This window comes from Methylomonas koyamae, assembly GCF_001644025.1.
Lineage (GTDB): Bacteria > Pseudomonadota > Gammaproteobacteria > Methylococcales > Methylomonadaceae > Methylomonas > Methylomonas koyamae_A.
Genome location: NZ_LUUK01000055.1, coordinates 1 through 18,367, shown reverse-complemented (window position 1 = coordinate 18,367; position 18,367 = coordinate 1). Strand labels below are relative to the sequence as shown.

Annotated in this window: 16 protein-coding genes and 1 pseudogene; 2 read left to right on the top strand and 15 right to left on the bottom strand. The window is 52.6% G+C overall.

The window, feature by feature from the left end:
- The 11 genes and pseudogenes from A1355_RS05420 to A1355_RS05375 all read right to left on the bottom strand — a co-directional run.
- On the bottom strand, positions 1–356 hold a 356-nt coding region (locus A1355_RS05420), incomplete at its 3' end, for an AAA family ATPase (protein WP_157197759.1).
- Between the two features lie 295 nt (positions 357–651).
- Entirely contained in the window at positions 652–1,008 is a 357-nt protein-coding gene (locus A1355_RS05415; protein WP_064025777.1) for a hypothetical protein, read from the bottom strand.
- Positions 1,009–1,077: 69 nt separating this feature from the next.
- A pseudogene (locus A1355_RS26570) lies at positions 1,078–1,332 on the bottom strand (hypothetical protein); the annotation flags it as partial.
- Entirely contained in the window at positions 1,329–1,859 is a 531-nt protein-coding gene (locus tag A1355_RS05410; protein WP_064025775.1) for a hypothetical protein, read from the bottom strand. The gene A1355_RS05410 and the pseudogene A1355_RS26570, both read right to left, overlap by 4 nt.
- Positions 1,860–1,867: 8 nt before the next feature.
- Positions 1,868–2,650 carry a TIGR04255 family protein gene (locus A1355_RS05405; protein WP_064025773.1) on the bottom strand — a complete coding sequence of 261 codons (783 nt, stop codon included), beginning with the start codon at positions 2,648–2,650 and terminating at the stop codon, positions 1,868–1,870.
- Positions 2,651–3,011: 361 nt separating this feature from the next.
- On the bottom strand, positions 3,012–4,058 hold the full coding sequence (locus A1355_RS05400) for a DUF5691 domain-containing protein (RefSeq protein WP_157197758.1): 1,047 nt from the start codon (positions 4,056–4,058) through the stop codon (positions 3,012–3,014).
- 372 nt (positions 4,059–4,430) lie between these two features.
- A complete protein-coding gene (locus A1355_RS05395; RefSeq protein WP_064025769.1) occupies positions 4,431–5,831 on the bottom strand; it encodes an SWIM zinc finger family protein in 1,401 nt (466 codons plus the stop codon).
- Between the two features lie 881 nt (positions 5,832–6,712).
- Positions 6,713–7,120: a hypothetical protein gene (locus A1355_RS05390; protein WP_157197757.1), complete on the bottom strand. Its 408-nt coding sequence runs from the start codon at positions 7,118–7,120 to the stop codon at positions 6,713–6,715.
- Between the two features lie 84 nt (positions 7,121–7,204).
- A complete protein-coding gene (rtcA, locus tag A1355_RS05385; RefSeq protein WP_064025765.1) occupies positions 7,205–8,242 on the bottom strand; it encodes an RNA 3'-terminal phosphate cyclase in 1,038 nt (345 codons plus the stop codon).
- Positions 8,243–8,284: 42 nt separating this feature from the next.
- Positions 8,285–9,505 (bottom strand): RtcB family protein, encoded by a 1,221-nt coding sequence (locus tag A1355_RS05380; RefSeq protein WP_064025764.1) that lies wholly within the window; start codon positions 9,503–9,505, stop codon positions 8,285–8,287.
- Between the two features lie 628 nt (positions 9,506–10,133).
- Entirely contained in the window at positions 10,134–11,687 is a 1,554-nt protein-coding gene (locus tag A1355_RS05375) for a vWA domain-containing protein (protein WP_064025781.1), read from the bottom strand.
- A 200-nt stretch (positions 11,688–11,887) separates the two neighbouring features.
- Here A1355_RS05375 and rtcR point away from each other — a divergent pair, with 200 nt between their 5' ends.
- The gene (gene rtcR, locus A1355_RS05370; protein ID WP_197471722.1) at positions 11,888–13,483 is read left to right on the top strand and encodes an RNA repair transcriptional activator RtcR; all 1,596 of its coding nucleotides are present in this window, start codon (positions 11,888–11,890) and stop codon (positions 13,481–13,483) included.
- Positions 13,484–13,686: 203 nt separating this feature from the next.
- Here the strand turns inward: rtcR and A1355_RS05365 are convergent, their stop codons facing one another.
- The 3 genes from A1355_RS05365 to ilvE all read right to left on the bottom strand — a co-directional run bounded on the left by A1355_RS05365 (position 13,687) and on the right by ilvE (position 16,086).
- Entirely contained in the window at positions 13,687–14,526 is an 840-nt protein-coding gene (locus A1355_RS05365; protein WP_064025759.1) for a transglycosylase domain-containing protein, read from the bottom strand.
- Positions 14,523–14,933, bottom strand: coding sequence for a MauE/DoxX family redox-associated membrane protein (locus A1355_RS05360; RefSeq protein WP_064025757.1), 411 nt, complete (start codon positions 14,931–14,933; stop codon positions 14,523–14,525). The genes A1355_RS05365 and A1355_RS05360 overlap by 4 nt, the downstream gene beginning before the upstream one ends.
- Positions 14,934–15,207: 274 nt before the next feature.
- Positions 15,208–16,086 carry a branched-chain-amino-acid transaminase gene (ilvE, locus tag A1355_RS05355; protein WP_064025755.1) on the bottom strand — a complete coding sequence of 293 codons (879 nt, stop codon included), beginning with the start codon at positions 16,084–16,086 and terminating at the stop codon, positions 15,208–15,210.
- A 162-nt stretch (positions 16,087–16,248) separates the two neighbouring features.
- Between ilvE and A1355_RS05350 the strand changes: the two genes are divergently transcribed.
- Positions 16,249–17,661, top strand: coding sequence for a PLP-dependent aminotransferase family protein (locus tag A1355_RS05350; protein ID WP_064025779.1), 1,413 nt, complete (start codon positions 16,249–16,251; stop codon positions 17,659–17,661).
- Positions 17,662–17,742: 81 nt separating this feature from the next.
- On the opposite strand, the gene A1355_RS05345 is transcribed toward A1355_RS05350, so the two are convergent.
- Positions 17,743–18,222: a helix-turn-helix domain-containing protein gene (locus A1355_RS05345; protein WP_064025753.1), complete on the bottom strand. Its 480-nt coding sequence runs from the start codon at positions 18,220–18,222 to the stop codon at positions 17,743–17,745.
- Positions 18,223–18,367: the final 145 nt, after the last annotated feature.

Here is an 18,367-nt window from a genome sequence, read left to right as displayed (position 1 = left end):
TCCTTCAAAGATCGCTTACATTGAATCAATTGCTGGGAATTGCCGGAAACGGCGGCGGCGATATGCTCCGACACCCAAGATTTGGCCGTGCCGGGCACACCTAACAACAGCAGCGCCCGGTCGGTCGCCAGCGTTGCCACCGCCGTTTCGATCAGACGCCGCTGGCCGATGTATTTGGCACTGATAAGCGTGCCGTCGTGAGTCTTGCCGCCAATTAAATACAACACCACGGCCTGCGGCGACAGCAGCCAATGGTCGGGTTTGAGCAACTTGAGTGTTTCGTCGTGGCCCAGCAAGGCATCCAGCTCGGTTTTAAATTGGATTTCGACGGGCTGGCGGAGAGTGTTTTCGGTCATGGTCTGATCCCTGTGTCATCGATCTCGTGGCGTATAAGCTTAGGCGATGAAATCGGCTATGTGCATTTCATGGTCGGAATGGATTTCATAACGAGGTGAAGTTGCGGTAGCCGGTTTGAGCGTATTAGGTTGAAATTCCCTAGTATCCGGCTATTGTCGACCAACAAGAGACGTTCGATCCACCCAAAATAGCGTTTAATGACTGGCTGGAGTTCTTTATACTGCGGACGTTCACTAAAGTATGACTATCTCCTTGCGTTCTTTGGATTTTCAACAGCAACGGTCTGTTGGTGTCTCATTTTATTAAGGTGATGCCAAGACGAGTTTTTCTTATAGGAGGAAGGGGGAGCTCACCTTTATGAGCCTGTAAAGTGTGGTGCAGGAAGGCCAAATCGTCCCTAATAGCTTGTTCTTCGGCCGCATACTCAGCCTGTGTTATCAAATTCGCTTTGAGCTGTTTAGCAACCGCTTTTAGTTGAAGCTCCTGTTGTTCAATCTCCGCAGTTAATAAGCGAACAGTTCTTAATGTGCCAAGCCGATACTGAATTAAGGCATCATCATTTAATTGCAGTAATTCTTCAGTATGTTTTCCATATGGTGTTCGTGCCTCGACCTTACCTGTTTTGGAATCGAACCGAAGATGGGCGGCCATCTCATGGTCACAGGGGTTTATAACGTAAGGCCCAAGTTTTTCGTCAAGCGGCCAATCATTGTTCTTTCGACTATTGCAGTTACCGCAGCAATAATACAAATTCTCATAATCGCAAACTAGGTTTGCGAATCGAGGGATACTCTTTGGCCTGTAATGATCGACACCAAAGTTGAGATTTGGCGCGCTACTGTCAGGTTGGCGACAATACGCGCATACACGTGAAAACTCGGTTTGCAGGTAACGCTTGTACGATTGGTAGCGCTTGAACTGCCGTGGAGAAAGTTTTCGCTTGTGTTTGCTTTTAGGGTACTGAAAAACCGTCACAGTTTAGCGGGAATTCCTAGACGCTTCGCGCGTTCTTCGCGAGCTGCACGGATGCGAGCCAATTGGGCATTTGCGCCTTCCAAGGCTATTACTTGCTCTTTAGATACAAGCGGCGCGCGCTCCGAGAGACGACTATTGAGAATTTCCAATCGAGCCAATATCTCCGACGATTGAGTGTTTCCGCTTGCATATTTGGCGGCCATCAATCTCACGCGCTGCTTAGCGATTTGATCGATTTCTACGCTTGGCTGCGACACAACGGTAGCTGAGCTATAAAAATTTACGGACTCTTTTAACGTAGGGGTTGATTCTGAGTACGGCTCTAATTGTGGTATTGGCGGCTTGGTCTGCGCAAGTGGTCCTTTTGTGGTGGCAAATAAATCAACAGCCTTGGTTACAAATGCGGTCTGGTTTGTCAGACCTTTGATTTCAGCGGTGCTTCGATCGCGCGACCTTGGCTGAAAAGGCGCGATATTGGTCGCAACTACCGGATTAAAATATGGCGTGTGGTCAACGTAGAAATCCATGATGGCACTTAAGCTCTCTTCTGGTGACTTTCGGATGATAAATGTTCACGAGCTTTGGGGCCTAGTGCCCAGTCGAAGACATCAAATACTTGTGCGTGCATTGCGTCTAAGGCCTCCCCTGTGTTGCTCAGTTGTATTTCATTACGGAATACGTCAATGTCTAACAAATACTGGGGAATCGTCTCTCCTGCGGCTTGTTTTTGTTTTAAGACTATGCCGTGTTGTAACAAACATCCGCCATCATCCGCAGTAAGCTGGAGCTTCCCCGCATATTCATGAATTCCTCTGAAATTCCCTGAAAGAAGAGGGCCAACTAGCTCAGGATTCACCCACCCAAGCACTGGATTAGTATCGCTGTCGATTATATTAATATAACGCAGACCAATTCGGGTGAAGAAGTCTGAATCGATAATCTTGGATGCAGCCTCGACTATCCTTAGCACTCTTTCCCTCATATGCGCATAGTCGCTGTATGCGATAGTCTCTACTGAAAGGGAGCTCTGTTTTACAGATACTGTCCAAGTAAGTTTTGTTGATCGAAAGATGTGAGTATGGGTGTTGTTTGAGCTGTTGACCCCAATTCCCAAGCTAACCTCGTTCGCCAATTCAAGATGCGGGTATTCCTTTCTCAGTGCTTTTACTAAAGCAGCCGGAGGTCGTGGCTCGCCAAGCTCCATTAGTGTCGGAAAACGAAGCTCACAAACTGCTTGGTGTAAGAAGTTGCGCTTGTATTGGTCAACATTCTTAGAACGGATATTCACTAAGGAGTCCGCATTCCAATTTGGTGCCATGCTGTTCTCAAGGTGTACGAGGAGGATTGCTTTAAATCGCTCTGAATTTTGCCATACGCTAACCTCTTAGTCCACCTGAAGAATTTTCTACGGCCAATTCGTTCTGAATAACGGCGTAAGGCACCAGACCAGACGGATGTCCATGCTGATGTAGAATGACTTATTGGGGTCGACTGTTACAATTCGCCACTTCCAAAAGCCCTCATTCTCTTTCGGTGCAATCGTATCGGAATTGCTGGCGGTTTTGCGGCTGAATTACGCAACACTGCCTGTGCCAGCCACGCTGAATTACAACCACTGTTTGCACAAAACAAGCCGTCAGGACCGGGGAGTGAATCGACCATAGAATGCATGCCTACCGCTATTTCAAACTATCGACAAACGCCAAATAATCCAACGGATTCGCCCCGCCCCGGAAGGCAATACCCTGCACCTGGTTTAAATACGCCTCGTGCAGTGATTTTGGTAGCAACAGCGCACAGGCGGCCAGCGCTTCCATTGCGCTACCGGCCTGATACGGATTTTCTCCGCCGCTTTGCGAACGCGCATTTTTGAAGGCTTTGCCGCTCAGCAAGGTTTTGCCGGCCTTTTCCGTCAGGGGCTGTGCCAGCCATTCGGCCAGTGCCAAGAGTTGCAGCGTATTCAGATTGTCGGCGCCTGCCAGCCAGGCCGCGGCGGTTTCGGCCAGTTGCAGTTTGTCCGAAAGCGGTGCCGGCTCGAACCACGTCAAGATAAGCTGCAAGCGGCTAAGCAACATTTTTTCGTCTTCCTTTTGCAACAATGCAAATACCAGCGGATAGTCTTGAGCCAAGGCGGCCGAACGGGCGAAGGGTAAGGCCAATTCCTGATCGATCTTGCGCGGCAGATCGGCTGGCGCCAGTTTCAAAACGGCCGCAATGTCGGTGACGGGCATGAATTCGGTCAATGCCGACAATTCTTCCAAGCTTTCCGAGGCTTTCTTGCCTTTTTGCTTGGCCAGCCCGATTTTCCGAGTTAAAAACTGCGTCTCCAAGCGTTCGGCCAAGTTTTCCCGGTTTTGCTTAGCCGCTTCGGAATCCGGAAAGCGCGCCAACAAGCGTTGGGCAATTTCTACGACTTTGCCGGAACGGTCTTTGTCCAGGCTTTCCAGAAAGGCTTGGTCGGCCGGATTGAGGCCGATGGCCAGCGTTTCGACGTACATTTGCCGCAAGGCTGCGGGCGCTTCGGCAAAGTCTTTTTCCAAGGCCAGGCGAGCGGTTTGTGGGTCAACTGCGCGTTGTTGCTGCAAAAAAGCTTGTTGTTCGGCTTTGCCGAATTGTTGCCAGTTGTCCCAATCGATATTTTCGTCCGACGTCGAAGGCAGCTGCAGCGACAATTGCTGCCGGTACCAGTAGGCGTAAGTGCCCGGCTTTATGGCGGTTACGGACAAATACTTTTCCAAATGCAGCAAATCGAAGGGGTGCAGGCGGTAGCCGTTGCCCGGCCAAATGCCGGTCTATCGCCCGACAATAGGCTTCCCAAGCCGGGTTGTTTGCCGGCGGCCGGCCGGCGATACGCAGTAAAGTGCGCCTAAGCGGGTCCGGCAGCAAGGTGCCGGCGTCTTGCGGCGGCTGCAGTTCGGGCAGCGGCAAATCGCGCTTCACGTTGGCGTCGGCATAGACGCTACGTTCGGCCGCCAACGCAATGGCCGCAAGCGGCGGCATTGTCGTTAAGCCGGAATCCGGTAATTTGTTTTTTTTCAAACCCAGCGCTAATGCGGCTTCTATGCCAGCCGCATCGTGCAAATCGAAATCGGCAGTCCTCATGCGACGCTCCAAAAGCCGTAGGCGGTGTCCGCGGACAGCAAATCCGCCCGCCAGCCGCCCCAAGTCAATGTCGCCCGCGTTATCGGCAAGCCGGCCAAGGCGAGTAGCGCCGCCCGATCCGGGTGCTTAATCGGTACGGCGGTGCCGTGATCGCTCAGCCAGAATTGGCCATTTTCGTCTGCGAGAACTTTAGGGTTGGCGACCGCCAACGGCCAATTCGGTAACCAGGGATTTTGGCTACGCATTGCCAGGCGGCTTGCCAATGCGTCGGCCAAACTGACGTCGCTGACCGTAGCCACCGGTATATCGGTTCGGCGGTAATCCACCAAAACGCCTCTAAGCGGCGTGGCCGACGGAAAATAAACGACACTGCCGTCCAAAACCTCGCCGCCTTGAAAAGGCGGAGCAACGGTACCGGCCGAGATGTGATGGTAGTCGATCAATACCGCGAAGCGACCGGCGTTGGCTTCGGCAAGTTCGAGCCAGGTTTCGACGCGCCTCAGGCCGTCGTTTTGCAGGTATTCGCGCACGGCGAGCACCTGCCAAAGCCCCTTGACGCGTTCTGTGTCCTGCATTACCAGCAATTGCTCGCGGCTAAGGTTCCAGCCGATCAAACGCCGGACATCGTGGCGTAAAGTCTCCGGCAACCGATTTTGATTTTGATAGGCGCCGGCTAATAGGTACAGCGAGCTCAATTGTTGATGCAGAAAACGCGGCCTATGCGCTTCCGGAATTTGCATCGCACTCGTTGCCAGTTCGTCCAATTGAGAAGCGAGCCCGACGGCTTTGGCGTCGACCAAGCGCTTAGCCGCCTGCCGGCAAGCCGCCGAGCAGTTTTGTAAAAATGCCAACAAACCGCGTTCGTAAACGTCTTCCAACCACAGCGTGAAGTCGGCCAAGCCTGTCAAAATAGCTGCTTCACGCTGCTGTTGGTTGCGCTCTTTGGCTTGGTTGGCGCGCTCTTCGTCCTTAACTGGCTGCTCGCCGGTGGTGTCGTCCAAGACCAAAGCGATGTCTTTCGGGGCTGAAACGTTAACCGACTGATCGGGCTGTTTGGCCTGTTTGGAACTGCGTCTTTTGGAAGACCAATCCAGCACCCAGGACGGAACTTCGTTTTCGCCGAATTCGTTAAGATACTGCCGGTAACGCCACATCAACGCCAAGCTGTGTTTGCAAGGGAATTTGCGGCTCGGGCAGGTGCATTTGTAGCCCAAATCGCCCAACGCGACACAGGCCCGGTAAGGCACTGATCCCGAACCATGACATTCACCCCAGATGAAACTTTTGTCGGCGGCGATAGCGCTCAGCGGCCAGTGCTTGCCGTCGATCAATTTGCAGGCCGCTGCCAAGGAAGCTTGGTCCGGTGCAAGAGCTTCGATTCTTTCCAGAGTGATCATCTACAAGTCTCCATCGTTAACGTGAATCCGTATTCCCTTTAGCTATTTTAGGCCGCCTCTCTGGTCGAACATATTAGTTCTAGGCGCGACAAACGCCTGGCATTTTTTACAACGTCTAGGTAACTTCCACATTGATCTGGTTCCACCAATTAAATGGCTTGTTGATGTTCCCTGCCCCGGTCAGCGCGCTATTAATCGAATCGGAGTCGGCGTTCGTCCATTCGGAGAGAATGTCCAACATCTACACGACAACCGTACATCAAGAGATCGCGCAGTCACACTGGTGACAACATCATTTCAAAAAAGCTGGTTTGAGATTCTGATCAAAGAAGGAAGACGAACATAGGTAAAGATAATAAATTACCCACAATAAGGCTATTTCATATGGACAGCGAAAGCCGCCGCTTACTTGGCCCGGAGAGTAATGTTCAAGCGAGCGGCAGCCGAAAAGTACCAGGTAGCCCGAGGACCGGGCGGTTTTTCGAACAGGGAAGCTACAAGGGATCCCAACCGGGCGTTAAGTCGAAAGCCGGAAACCCCGCCTTCGCGCACCGGGAATAGACAGATTGGCCAGAGGCAATCACTGCAACAGTGTAGGCGCGATTGATCACCGTGGCCGAAAGCCAGCACTGGCAGGAATTGATTATTTTCCAACTGTGACTTGGGGCGTTGAACTTCAGTTTTCTGGATTTAAGATGAAATCATTGAATATCTCTGGTTGACCGGGGAGAAGCAGCGAAAATGTCAACTTGCTCGCCGAATACCGGACAGCCGACTGGCTCATAGGATGTCCTAACTATTGAAATTGGATAGTGAACCCGAAGGTCGGATAACGGCCGGCTCCCGCCTATCATTGGCACCTCGATACGATGTGGTTTGAATCACTTAAACAAACTGGATTGCTCGGTCTTATTAACGGACATTAGTAAAGATTTAAAAATTTTAATCGCTTCTTTTAAAGAAGCCTCAGCAGCTACTGAATCACCGTTCTTAATTTGACGACGCGCATTATTAAGTGCATTGGAACCGCGTTCTTTTTTTGCTTCAACCGAACACCTTCCTAAGATGTCGCTGGCAGAGCTCCGCGTGGCATCAATATAATTTTGTGCCTCATCCAGCTTATTCTCCGTCACGGCTTTCAATGCCGCTTCAAGGTTAACAATGGCATCATTAGTCGCTTCCGTCGTCAACGCCATTTGAGTTTCTGTAACCGCTGCAACAGGATTCGTAGCGCCAAACAACAGTACTAAAAAGCCGACAAGCAAGTATTTTTTCAATCTAATGTTCATGTTCTCACCTTTTCTGCGTTGTTGTTTTTCATTCTTAGATAACGAGCATAAAATCAATAAATATAGTCGGCACGGTAAATTCGGCTAACGCTTGGCCGTCAACGTTACCCGCACATCCCCACTTGTCGTTTTTTCTGTTTGAATATCAACCGTCAAAAATCGCTGGATGATGTCGGCATTGGTCTCCGCATGCAGACTCCAATCGGTGGCGGTATAGGTGCCGCCGCCGGCCAACACCATCGGTAATAACAGCTGATCGGCCAAATAACTGCTCACCGCTGCTTCACCGGACAAATAGTCGTGCGCGGCTTTCACCGCTCCATTGGCAACGCTTTCTGCCGATACGCCTTTTTCGCCGAAACCGCTAAACACCTCGGTCACCTGTTCGTACTCCAGGGAAATCAACAAGACATTGCCCGGTCCCTGGTCACGATTCAGCCCCCGCATAATCAATTGATCGTCGCCCCAAGCCATGCGCTTTTTGACCACGGCCAATTCGCGCTCGGCGATATGGGCGGGCAATCCGGCGAAAAAGCTTTCCGCGTAAGCTTTAACGCGTTGGCCGCGCGATTCTAAATGCAAAGGTGTAAGTGCATTGCCGGCTTTTATCTGCATGGTAATTTCGCCGCCGCCCGCCGGGTAAAAACCGAAGCGATTTAACTGCAATTCCACTTTGGCGCCCATCCGCGCCAACAACGGCACAAAGGCTCTTTCCAAAAAATGAAACGGCGGGCTCATCGAGTTATGGGTACCGCCGCTGAGCGTAATGCGGCTATCGCGGCTTGCCATCAGCAGAGCCGGCAAAATCGTTTGTAATACCAGCGTGCAACTGCCGGCGGTGCCGATGCTAAAGCGGTAGTCGCCGCCCTGGATTGCGCTCGGCGCAAATTTCAGTTCGGTCGAACCCGCAAACGCACCCTCGACCGTTGCGCCGGAAATCTCCGTTGCCGCTTGTACGGCGGTCAGATGCTGCCGCATCAAGCCCGGTTTTTTCCGTTTCGCCCGAATGTTTTTGATGTGGATTGGAGTCCCCATGCACATAGCCAAGCTTAAGGCGCTACGCAATATCTGGCCGCCGCCCTCGCCTTGAGAGCCATCCAATTCGATTATGTTGTTTGTCATGCAATTCCCTTTCCGGCATAGCCCTATGCCGGAACTTGTTGATTAGCCTTTCACGCATACCACCTGTTTCAAGGTATGCACGATTTCCACCAAATCCGCTTGCGCGTTCATCACTGCATCGATGTCTTTATAGGCCATCGGGATTTCATCGATCACCTCGGCATCTTTGCGGCATTCAACGCCCTGCGTCGCCTGGATCTGATCATTGACGGTAAAACGCCGTTTCGCTTCGGTTCGCGACATGGTCCTCCCGGCGCCGTGGCTGCATGAGCAAAACGCTTGCGCTTCACCTTTGCCGCGGACGATGAAGGATTTCGCCCCCATCGAGCCCGGAATGATGCCCATCTGTCCCGGCCAGGCGGCAACCGCGCCTTTTCGGGTCACCAACACGTTTTGACCGAAATGATGTTCCGTGGTCACGTAGTTATGGTGGCAGTTGACCGCTTCGACATCGGCGACAAACGGTTTGGGCATGATTTCACGAATCGCCGCCACCACGTTCCGCATCATCAATGCGCGGTTGTTCCGTGCGTAATCTTGCGCCCAGCTTACTGCCCGCACATAGTCGATAAAGTGGTCGGTGCCTTCCGGGAAATAGGCCAAGTCTTTATCCGGCAGATTGATGTAGAAGCGCTGCATGTCTTTCTTGGCCAGTTCGATAAAGTGGCTACCAATGGCATTGCCTACCCCGCGTGAACCGGAATGCAGCATAAACCAGACGGCATTGCTTTCATCCAGGCAAACCTCGATGAAATGGTTGCCGGTACCCAATGTTCCCAGATGCTTATGGTTGTTGGTGTTCTTTAGGCGCGGATGTTTGGCGACCAGGATTTCGAATTTCGGCAATAACTCCGCCCAGGCGGCATCGACGTTATTCGGGGTATTTTCCCAAGAGCCTTTATCGCGGCCTTTGATGGTCCGTCCATGCGGCACCGCCTTCTCGATTGCAGTCCGCCATGCATGCAGATTATCCGGCAGATCGTTGGCCGTTAAACTGGTCCGGGCGGCGATCATGCCGCAACCGATATCGACTCCCACGGCAGCCGGAATAATGGCGCCCAAGGTCGGAATCACGCTGCCAATGGTTGAGCCTTTCCCTAAATGCACATCCGGCATCACCGCCACATGTTTATAAATGAAGGGCAGTTGGGCGATATTTTGTAATTGCGCCTTGGCATCGTCTTCGACCGGTACGCCTTTGGTCCACATTTTGATAGGCTTGGCCGTGCCGGTTTGCAAAACTTGGTAATTTTCAATCGTCATAAGAATTCTTCTTGTGTGTAAAGTCACGCGACAAAAGGTGTCAAGACATCTGCTCTACCTGCTGAGCTACTAGCTGCAAAAGCCAAGGCCGGATTCGAACCGGCGACACGATGTAGTCTTTAACGGCATTCGCGTGAAACTAAAAAACCGCTGACCAGTGGTGGTGTGATGATTTATTCAGCTACCGGCAGTGCCGGCCAGGACTCGAACCTGGAACTGCGGAAACTTCCCGCCGCTTCTACCTTGTAATCACACCCGCATTCAGCGTAAAAAAGTTGGCGACAAAGATAGGCGTCATATTTTCAAAGCTCTACCGGACTGAGCTACCCTTCCAATACTCGGAGGGGGCAGGATTCAAACCTGCGACCATTGAATGACATGTAATGACACCGGCATTCGCCATAATCGTGAATAAAAAAGTGCGACAAGTTTTAGTAAGACCGATACCGGTTGCCCGGTATCCGGGAGTCGAACCCGATCGTAAAACGATCACCAATGTAGTCCTAACCCGCATTCGCACTAAACTTTAAAAAAGGCGTGAAGCGCCACGACAAGATTTGCTGTGATCTTGGAGCGATTGGAAGTCGATGTAATCACAACGGCATTCGCGAGCACTTCACTTATTCTGTTATAAAACGGTTTCTTCTATCACGCCCACCCAGTGTTCGGGTTGCAACTGATCCGCCGCAAAGGCTGCGATCACACTGAATACCGCATCAGAAAAACCACCCACATTCAAAATATCCTGGCGTTCCGCCGCTTGAGTCGTGCGGTTAGGCTGGATATCCACGCAAACCAATTTGGCTTTAGGATTACGTTTTTTAAACAATGCCCACTCGTCCATCATTGCCGTAGCACCGTGGCGCTTGGCATCCAGCCAGGACTCGTTATCCGAAACCAATATCACCAAATCGGCAGTGGCTTTATTTCGGTTCAAGCGACGCAGCGGTGCGCTGCAATTGGTACCGCCGCCACCAATGGCCGCCAATTTCTGCGCATTGGTCATCACGGTATCACGCGGATTCAAGTCCACATTGACTACGTCGTTTTCAAACGGCAGCACTAGCGTCTGCGGATTTTTCCGTAGTAATGCGGCTGCCATTAAGGCAACAACATTGATACAACGCACCGCAGTGGTTGCTGAACCTCGACCGCCAGTAACCGGCGAACTCATGGAGCCCGATACGTCGGGGCACACCACCACCTTGCCGGCCATATCCGGTACATTCGCTAACGCAATTTCCATCGCATCCTGCAAGGCCTCGCGCAACTCCGGCGGTATGCCTTGAGCCGAGGCTTTGTAAGCCGCCAGCAACTGATACGGAAACACCTTGGCTTTGGCAATCGCCTGCGGATTACGCAACTTTTCCGCCAGGGCGGCAACCACCTGACTATCGGCGAACACGCCATGGCGGGCAAAGGTATTCAAATTCATCCGTAACATCTGCCAGCCGGCATTGAGCGCGATGCGCGTCCATTGCGCGGTATCCAGCGGCAATGCGGTCAACAATTGAAACGGCACCTCCGGCACGGCTTGCGATGTATCGCGTTTATACATTTCATAGGCCTTGGTCAGCGGCGGCAGGTTCTCCAGGTCGTAAGGCTTACCAATCACCCAGGCAAAGAATGCCTCGCGCCAAACCTCATTCGGTTTCGGATGCACCATTTTTATTACATCCGCCAAAGACGGTTGCGTACCGATGGCGGCATTCAACAACTGCTGTTCCGAGGTCGTATTCAACCAATTTTGGATCAACTTTTTTGGCCTGGTACCCAAGGATTTACGGCCGATAGCTCCGCTGCGCAGTATCTGCACTACGTTGCGTAGCATCTTGCCGTTGCCGATCACCCGAGCGAACACCGTTGGCAAATATTCAGGGCCGCGTAAGGTCAAGATTGCCGTTAACAATGCCGGCGTATCTTTCATGTAACCTCTTTCTCGGCAATACACCGCTGTCTTAGCGATAAAGCGCGGCTCCACGTTTTGGCAGGCTTCCAACAGGGTTTCCAGTTGCGAAACGGCATCGGCATAAAACGTAGCGTTCAAGCATCCGGTTACCGCATATTGGGCTAAAAGATGTCTTTCATTAAACTCGTAAGCAGGTGCGGCCTGTTCGTTAAAGCTATTGGCATGAGGTAGCATGCAACCACGAATGCTTTGAAATATTTGTGAATTCGCCATCTGAATCACCTGCTGGTATTGATTAACTTGACACCAGTACAGCGGAAGATGTGCCAAGTGAAACAAATCAAAGCAGATTATTTTCAAGATACTGTATTAATTAATTATTTTTCATTTTCTCTTCGACCATCAGACTGTTGCCGCCACCCTGCTATAATCGAATATTTATATGCTAATCTCAGACTTTATAATTTATTATCATGAAACGAAAGGTAGTGATTGGCTTCGTTGGCACGCAATTGGATGCGGGCAAAAGTGTTTCGCGCTGGGAAAAATGGCGGCCCACCGTTTCCTTGACCCAGCATGAAGAACTGCTTGTTCATCGGATGGCCTTACTGCATGACCAGAAATACCAGTCATTGGCGGTTCAGTTACAGGAAGACATATCCTCGGTATCACCCGAAACGGAAGTCACTTTGACCGAGATCAACATCAGTAACCCATGGGATTTCGGCGAGGTGTATGCCACCTTATTTGATTTTGCGCAACGCTATCCCTTCGATACCGAAAACGAGGAATATTGGATACACATCACCACCGGCACACATGTCGTGCAGATCTGTCTGTTTTTGCTGGTTGAAACCGGATACTTCCCTGGCCTCTTGTTACAAACCTCTCCCCCGCGAAATCAAAGAGCAGGGGAACCAGGCAGTTACACCTTGATTGACCTGGATTTAAGCCAATACGACGCCATCGCTCAGCGCTTTGCGCGCGAACAATCCAATGCGATCAATCTACTGAAATCCGGTATTGCCACCCGTAACGAAGCATTTAATCGGATCATCGTCGAAATCGAACATGTCGCGGTACGCTCCAAAGCTCCCTTGCTGTTGATGGGTGCCACCGGCGCAGGCAAATCGTTTTTGGCAAAACGGGTGTATGAGCTGAAAATAGCCCGCCATCAAATATCCGGCTCATTTGTAGAAGTCAATTGCGCAACTCTTCGCGGCGACGGCGCGGCGTCGGCGCTGTTTGGCCACGTCAAAGGTGCCTTCACGGGCGCCCAGCAAGACCGAGGCGGACTTTTACGAAGCGCGCATTCAGGCCTGCTTTTTCTGGATGAAATTGGCGAGCTGGGACTCGACGAGCAAGCCATGCTACTCAAGGCCATCGAGGAAAAAACGTTTTATCCCGTCGGTAGCGATAAACTGGTCACGAGCGACTTTCAATTAATCGCCGGCACTCACCGCGATCTGCAAAAAGATGTCATGGCGGGACGGTTTCGCGAAGATCTCTACGCGCGGATTAATTTGTGGTGCTACCAATTGCCGCCGCTCGCGCAAAGACCGGAAGATATTGAACCCAACATCGACTATTTTCTTACCCAACAATCCATCGAGCTAGGTCGAAAAATCAGTTTTAACAAACAAGCTCGAGCAAAGTATTTAAGGTTTGCCACTTCCTCCGTAGCGAAATGGCAGGGTAATTTTCGGGATTTAGGGGCGTCAATATTGCGGCTGGCTACTCTAGCCGAGGGCGGCCGAATCGCCGAAGACTTAGTTGATCAAGAAACCCAGCGCCTTCTTATGCTCTGGGGACATCAGGAATTAACTCAGTCAACGCTTCTAACCGGTATTTTGACCCAGGAACAACTCGATGAACTGGATTTGTTCGATCGCTTGCAATTGCAATCCGTCATTGAAGTCTGTCGCGAATGCACCAATCTATCTGAAGCGGGCCGACGGCTGTTCGGTGTCTCCCGCACCCAACGACGCAGCACCAACGATGCTGACCGACTTCGGAAATATCTAACCCGTTTTAGCTTAGACTGGTCAAACATAAACAGTAACCAATAAAACCAATTAAAGACAATCTTTGTGAGCTGATTATTCTAGCGCTAGTGATAAACCCTGGCTCCTTCAGTTAAGCCAGTCGCATAAACGCCTGAATCCGGCGTTTTTGTCATTACTTATGGCCACCTTTTTAAGTAGTATGAATTCTGCCTTTAGAAGCGTCCGGGATTATTAGACCATTTCAAATGTGACTCACCGAGCCTGACTTAATGTGACGGGCCTGACGGAATTACGGGTTGGCTGTGTCCGACCGCTGAATTGGCTTGAATCTGCGGTTTTGCGTCAGTGATGAGCCGTAGCATAGCCATAAAGCTCTCTTCTCCGAGCGAGCCTTTAGTCTTACCGTCGTACTCTGTATCCAGAACGCTCGCCGGTTGGTACGCGCCCGACAGGTATGCGTTGATTCGTGCGGTGCGCTCAAGCAGCGCGGAAGAACCGGGAACGAACCGGTCCGGAGCGGCAAGCATGGCTACCAACGACTTGAATTCTCCATCCGAAAGGGCGGCAAAATTCCGGTGAAAATAGGTTTCGGCGGCGGCGGAAAAACCATAAATCGCAGCACCGTTCACTTGCCCCAGGTATGCGGTATTCAGCAGCAACGCCAGTTGTTCTTCTTTCGACACCAGCGTATCGAATGCGTACCGGGCTATCAAGGTTTGGCGAATCTTGGCGATACCCTTCTGAAATCCGTCTGGAAAATATAACAGCTTGACCAAGCCCTGGCTGATCGTCGTCATGCCCGCACCCGGTGTGTAGAGGTCCACCCCATGGTGTTCGAAAAAGGCCGGATCCTCTATCGCCAGGAGCCATTGCAAACGTTGGAGCGGCAGATCCCGTAAGCTGATCCGTTTGCCGTGGGTTTGCCAGGCTAGGGCTAGAATTTTGGGCGTCTCGCTACGCGCAACACGGATTTCGCTGGCATAGTAGCCAGTCAACACAGCGCCGGAAAGCAAAAGCAGGACCGCGACAACACGCGTCAGTCGTCTAAAATTCACGCTGTACACTTTGAGCAAACACCCTGGCGTCCGGATCCGCCGGTCAATCATGCAATGTCCCGTCTAAGCCACGATTGATGGTTGGGCAATACCAGGCAAAGCAATCCTAGAAAGAAATAGTCGAGCATCTGATTGACGGAAGACCATTCTTGCAAGATGTAGTGACCGATGAGCAGGCTAAGCATGAAGGCAAACCAGCCGTAAACGGCAAGCACTTTATGGCGATTGCTGAGAAGTACGCAGCCGAGTCCGATTTCGATGAACGGTATGGCCTGCAGATAAGCATTCACCAGCCATGCGGGAAGCCGAATACGAAGGTCGCCTTGAAACAACCCCGCGTAGTATTCGAAAAAACCGCCGTGGCTGAAAAACTTGCTGGTGCCGGCAGTGAGCAGAATGATCGCCATCAGCACGCGAACGACGCGTTCGGCGTCTTTTAGAGTTGATTGTTCAATCATGGTAAGTCTCCAGGTGCTAAAAGATACGGCGCATCGACAATCGTCGCGGCAAATTTACCGGCATCCCAATCGTTGTCCGGTTAGGCGTCGTCGTTCTCACATTACCCCCAACGCTTTAAGCGCGCTTTTACCCAGCTCTACGAGCTTGCCGGCGTCGGCCGCATTGCGCATACCTATTTGCGTTCGGCGTCCGGCAAGGATGCGCAAGCGCCGTACAGCCGCTAATTGACCCACTGGCTGTATCGCGCCTGCAACTGCAAATTTTCCAATAAATTCATAAGACCACTCCGCACTCTTGGTCTATGGTCCGCCCAAAAGCCTGTTGCAAGCGTTGGAATACCGGGCCGGGGCAATTTGGCAATGATCGGCAGTCGATACTGGCGACCGGAATCAGTTCCGCACCGGTGCCGGTCAAGAAACATTCGTCGGCGGCGTAGAGGTCGTACACGCCCAATGGCTGCTCCCTGGTTTCGATACCATTGTCTTGCGCCAACTTTAACACCAATTCTCGGGTGATGCCTTCCAGCGCGCCTTCGCTGCACGGCGGCGTCAGCAAGCGGCCGTCGCGGACGATGAAGATGTTGTCGGCGGTGCCCTCCGCGACCCGGCCTTGGCCGTTGAGTAGTATCGCTTCGTCGGCGCCGGCATGGTTGGCTTCGATTTTGGCCAGAATGTGGTTCAAATAATTCAGGCTTTTTATGCGCGGATCGAGGCCGTCGGCCGGCAAGCGGCGTACCGAGGACACGATTAGCCTTGCCCCGGCCTGCCGTTCATCGATTGCAATCATCGTCAACTGGTCGGCGATGGCGATGACATTGGGCTGTGAACAGCTATTGGGATTCAAGCCCAGCGGTCCGGCGCCGCGCGTCACCATCAGGCGGATATAGCCGTCATCGTCGGCAAACGCTTCGATCAGTCGTTCAATGACGGCCGTCAACTCTTCGGTGGAGAGTGGTATTGCCAGCGCAATCGCCCGCGCCGACAGCTGTAGCCGCTGAAAGTGCCGTTGCAGACGGAAGGCACGGCGCTTGTAAAAGCGTATGCCTTCGAACACGCCGTCGCCGTATAACAAACCGTGGTCGTTGACCGGAACTGTCGCCTGTTCTGTGGGTAGCAGTTGGCCGTTCAACCAAGTTACCGATTGCTTGACCATCGTATCCTCCTGAGCTGTTCTAATGAGTTGGTTGGAGGCGCTACTTTAGGCTATGATCCGGCAATCGATACAGATGCAAACTCTGTTAATTATATCGATACAATTTTAACCACAATTGAATTGTATCGGTTGCCAAGCGCCGAAACTGTATTGCCCGCCGCCATGAATCTTCGTTACGAAAACCTCGCCGAACATTTATATAACGCCATCGCCCAGAATCTGTACCGGCCAGGGGAACGCCTGCCCAGCGTACGCCAGCTTAGCCGGCAGCACCAAGTCAGCACCGCGACGGCGGTCAGCGCCTTGCGTTTGCTGGAGGATCAGGGCCATCTCGAAGCCAGGCAGCGTTCTGGCTATTACGTCAAACCGCGCCCACGCAGTTCGCTGCATGAACCAACGATGTCGGCACCGCCGCGCGAACCAACGCTGGTGACGGGTCAGGAATGGGTATTGCGTCTAGTCAAGGCCACCAACGATCCGAAGATCGTGCAATTGGGCGCGGCGGTGCCGGCGGCGGCGTTTTTACCGACACAAAAAATGGCCCAGCTGTCGGCCAGTGTCGCCCGCCGTTACAGTCAGCGCATTGCCAATTACGAGTTCCCACCGGGTGAACCGGAATTACGCCGGCAAATTGCCAGGCGCATGTCGGAACAGGGCTGCCCGGTCGATCCCGACAACATCCTGATCACCAACGGCTGCCAGGAAGCAATGACGCTAGCCTTGCGGGCGGTTACCAAGCCGGGAGACATCGTCGCCGTCGAGTCGCCGACCTTTTACGGACTGTTGCAAGTCATCGAATCGTTGTCGCTACGCGCGATCGAAATTCCGACCCATCCCCGCGACGGCATCGCACTGGACGCACTGCAACTGGCCTGCGAGCAATGGCCGATCAAGGCGTGTATCGCGGTCCCCAATTACAGCAACCCCTTGGGCTACTGCATGAGCGACGAACGCAAACGCGCGCTGGTAGAGTTGGTCAACCGCCATAAAATCGCGCTGATCGAAGACGATATATACGGCGACTTGGGTTTCGGCCCGCAACGGCCGGCTATGGCGAAAAGCTGGGACAGCGAAGGCCGGGTGTTGTATTGCTCGTCGTTTTCCAAATCGCTGTGCCCCGGTTTACGGGTGGGTTGGCTGGTGGCGGGACCGTACCTGGAGCAAACCGAGTACCTGAAATACGTCGGCAATCTGGCGACCCCGACTCACGCGCAATTAACGGTCGCGGAAATGCTGGCCAAGGGCGGCTACGAACGGCATCTGCGTCAAGCGCGCAACCAATACCGGCAAGCGGTGGACAGAATGACGGCGGCCATCGGCGCTTATTTTCCGCTCGGCACCCGCGTGACCCAGCCGGAGGGCGGCTTCGTGATCTGGGTTGAACTGCCGGAAACGGTCGATGCGACGGCGTTGAGCCGGCGAGCATTGGAGCGAGGCATCAGCATCGCGCCCGGTCCAATGTTCTCGGCGACGCAAAAATACCGCAATTTCATCCGCCTGAATTGCGCGGTGGATTGGGACGAACGGGTCAATCAGGCCTTGGTCAGATTGGCACAGATGGTCGGCGGGCAATGACCTGGGTTTTACTGCCCTCCCCTGCAATTCAAAGAGGCCTCATCGAACAGACGTTTGCACCAGAACAATCTGGTTCTAAGTCTACTCCGCTAATTTCAATGCGCTTAGCGACACGCCATATTGCTTTTTAAATACCCGGCTGAAATGCGCCAAGTCGTTAAAGCTCCCACGAAAGGCAATCCGCGAAATCGTCAATCCCGCCGTTTGCCGTTGCGCGATCGCTTGATGGCAACGCTCCAAGCCTCGCTGCAGAACATAGCGCATCAGAGATTGCTGTTCTTGTTCGAACAGGGCATTGATATAGTGCGGCGACGGTCCGACGGCTTGGGCAATGCCGCTTGCATTCAGCGCCGGATCGGCCAGTCGCCGTTCAACATGGCGTCTGATTTCCAGCAGGGTAACGGCTTGGGACCGCGACGACTGGATAGCGTTAGGCCGAATCTCGGCCAACGCCAACAAGTCCAACAAGTCCAACAAGTCCAACAAGTCCAACAAGTCCAACAAAGTCTCGCACAAGCTGTCCAGTGCCGACTGATGAGTTGCGGCAAGCGGGCAGACCACGATTTCAAGAAGTCCGCGGCCACCTTAGCTGCACCAAACCGATGGCCGTACACAAAAAACGAGACAGGCAACATTGCTAGTGGAACGGAGAAGAATGGCGTCCAAATCCGCTCCCGGCGGATTTGTCTTTTGGATACTTTTCTTT

What these genes read in the sequence shown, in the direction of transcription:
- A1355_RS05415 (WP_064025777.1), bottom strand. Translation starts at nt 1,008, where the DNA reads ATGGCCGCCCATCTTCGGTTCGATTCCAAAACAGGTAAGGTCGAGGCA.
- A1355_RS05410 (WP_064025775.1), bottom strand. Translation starts at nt 1,859, where the DNA reads ATGGATTTCTACGTTGACCACACGCCATATTTTAATCCGGTAGTTGCG.
- A1355_RS05405 (WP_064025773.1), bottom strand. Translation starts at nt 2,650, where the DNA reads ATGGCACCAAATTGGAATGCGGACTCCTTAGTGAATATCCGTTCTAAG.
- A1355_RS05395 (WP_064025769.1), bottom strand. Translation starts at nt 5,831, where the DNA reads ATGATCACTCTGGAAAGAATCGAAGCTCTTGCACCGGACCAAGCTTCC.
- A1355_RS05390 (WP_157197757.1), bottom strand. Translation starts at nt 7,120, where the DNA reads ATGAACATTAGATTGAAAAAATACTTGCTTGTCGGCTTTTTAGTACTG.
- rtcA (WP_064025765.1), bottom strand. Translation starts at nt 8,242, where the DNA reads ATGACAAACAACATAATCGAATTGGATGGCTCTCAAGGCGAGGGCGGC.
- A1355_RS05380 (WP_064025764.1), bottom strand. Translation starts at nt 9,505, where the DNA reads ATGACGATTGAAAATTACCAAGTTTTGCAAACCGGCACGGCCAAGCCT.
- A1355_RS05375 (WP_064025781.1), bottom strand. Translation starts at nt 11,687, where the DNA reads ATGGCGAATTCACAAATATTTCAAAGCATTCGTGGTTGCATGCTACCT.
- rtcR (WP_197471722.1), top strand. Translation starts at nt 11,888, where the DNA reads ATGAAACGAAAGGTAGTGATTGGCTTCGTTGGCACGCAATTGGATGCG.
- A1355_RS05365 (WP_064025759.1), bottom strand. Translation starts at nt 14,526, where the DNA reads ATGATTGACCGGCGGATCCGGACGCCAGGGTGTTTGCTCAAAGTGTAC.
- A1355_RS05360 (WP_064025757.1), bottom strand. Translation starts at nt 14,933, where the DNA reads ATGATTGAACAATCAACTCTAAAAGACGCCGAACGCGTCGTTCGCGTG.
- ilvE (WP_064025755.1), bottom strand. Translation starts at nt 16,086, where the DNA reads ATGGTCAAGCAATCGGTAACTTGGTTGAACGGCCAACTGCTACCCACA.
- A1355_RS05350 (WP_064025779.1), top strand. Translation starts at nt 16,249, where the DNA reads ATGAATCTTCGTTACGAAAACCTCGCCGAACATTTATATAACGCCATC.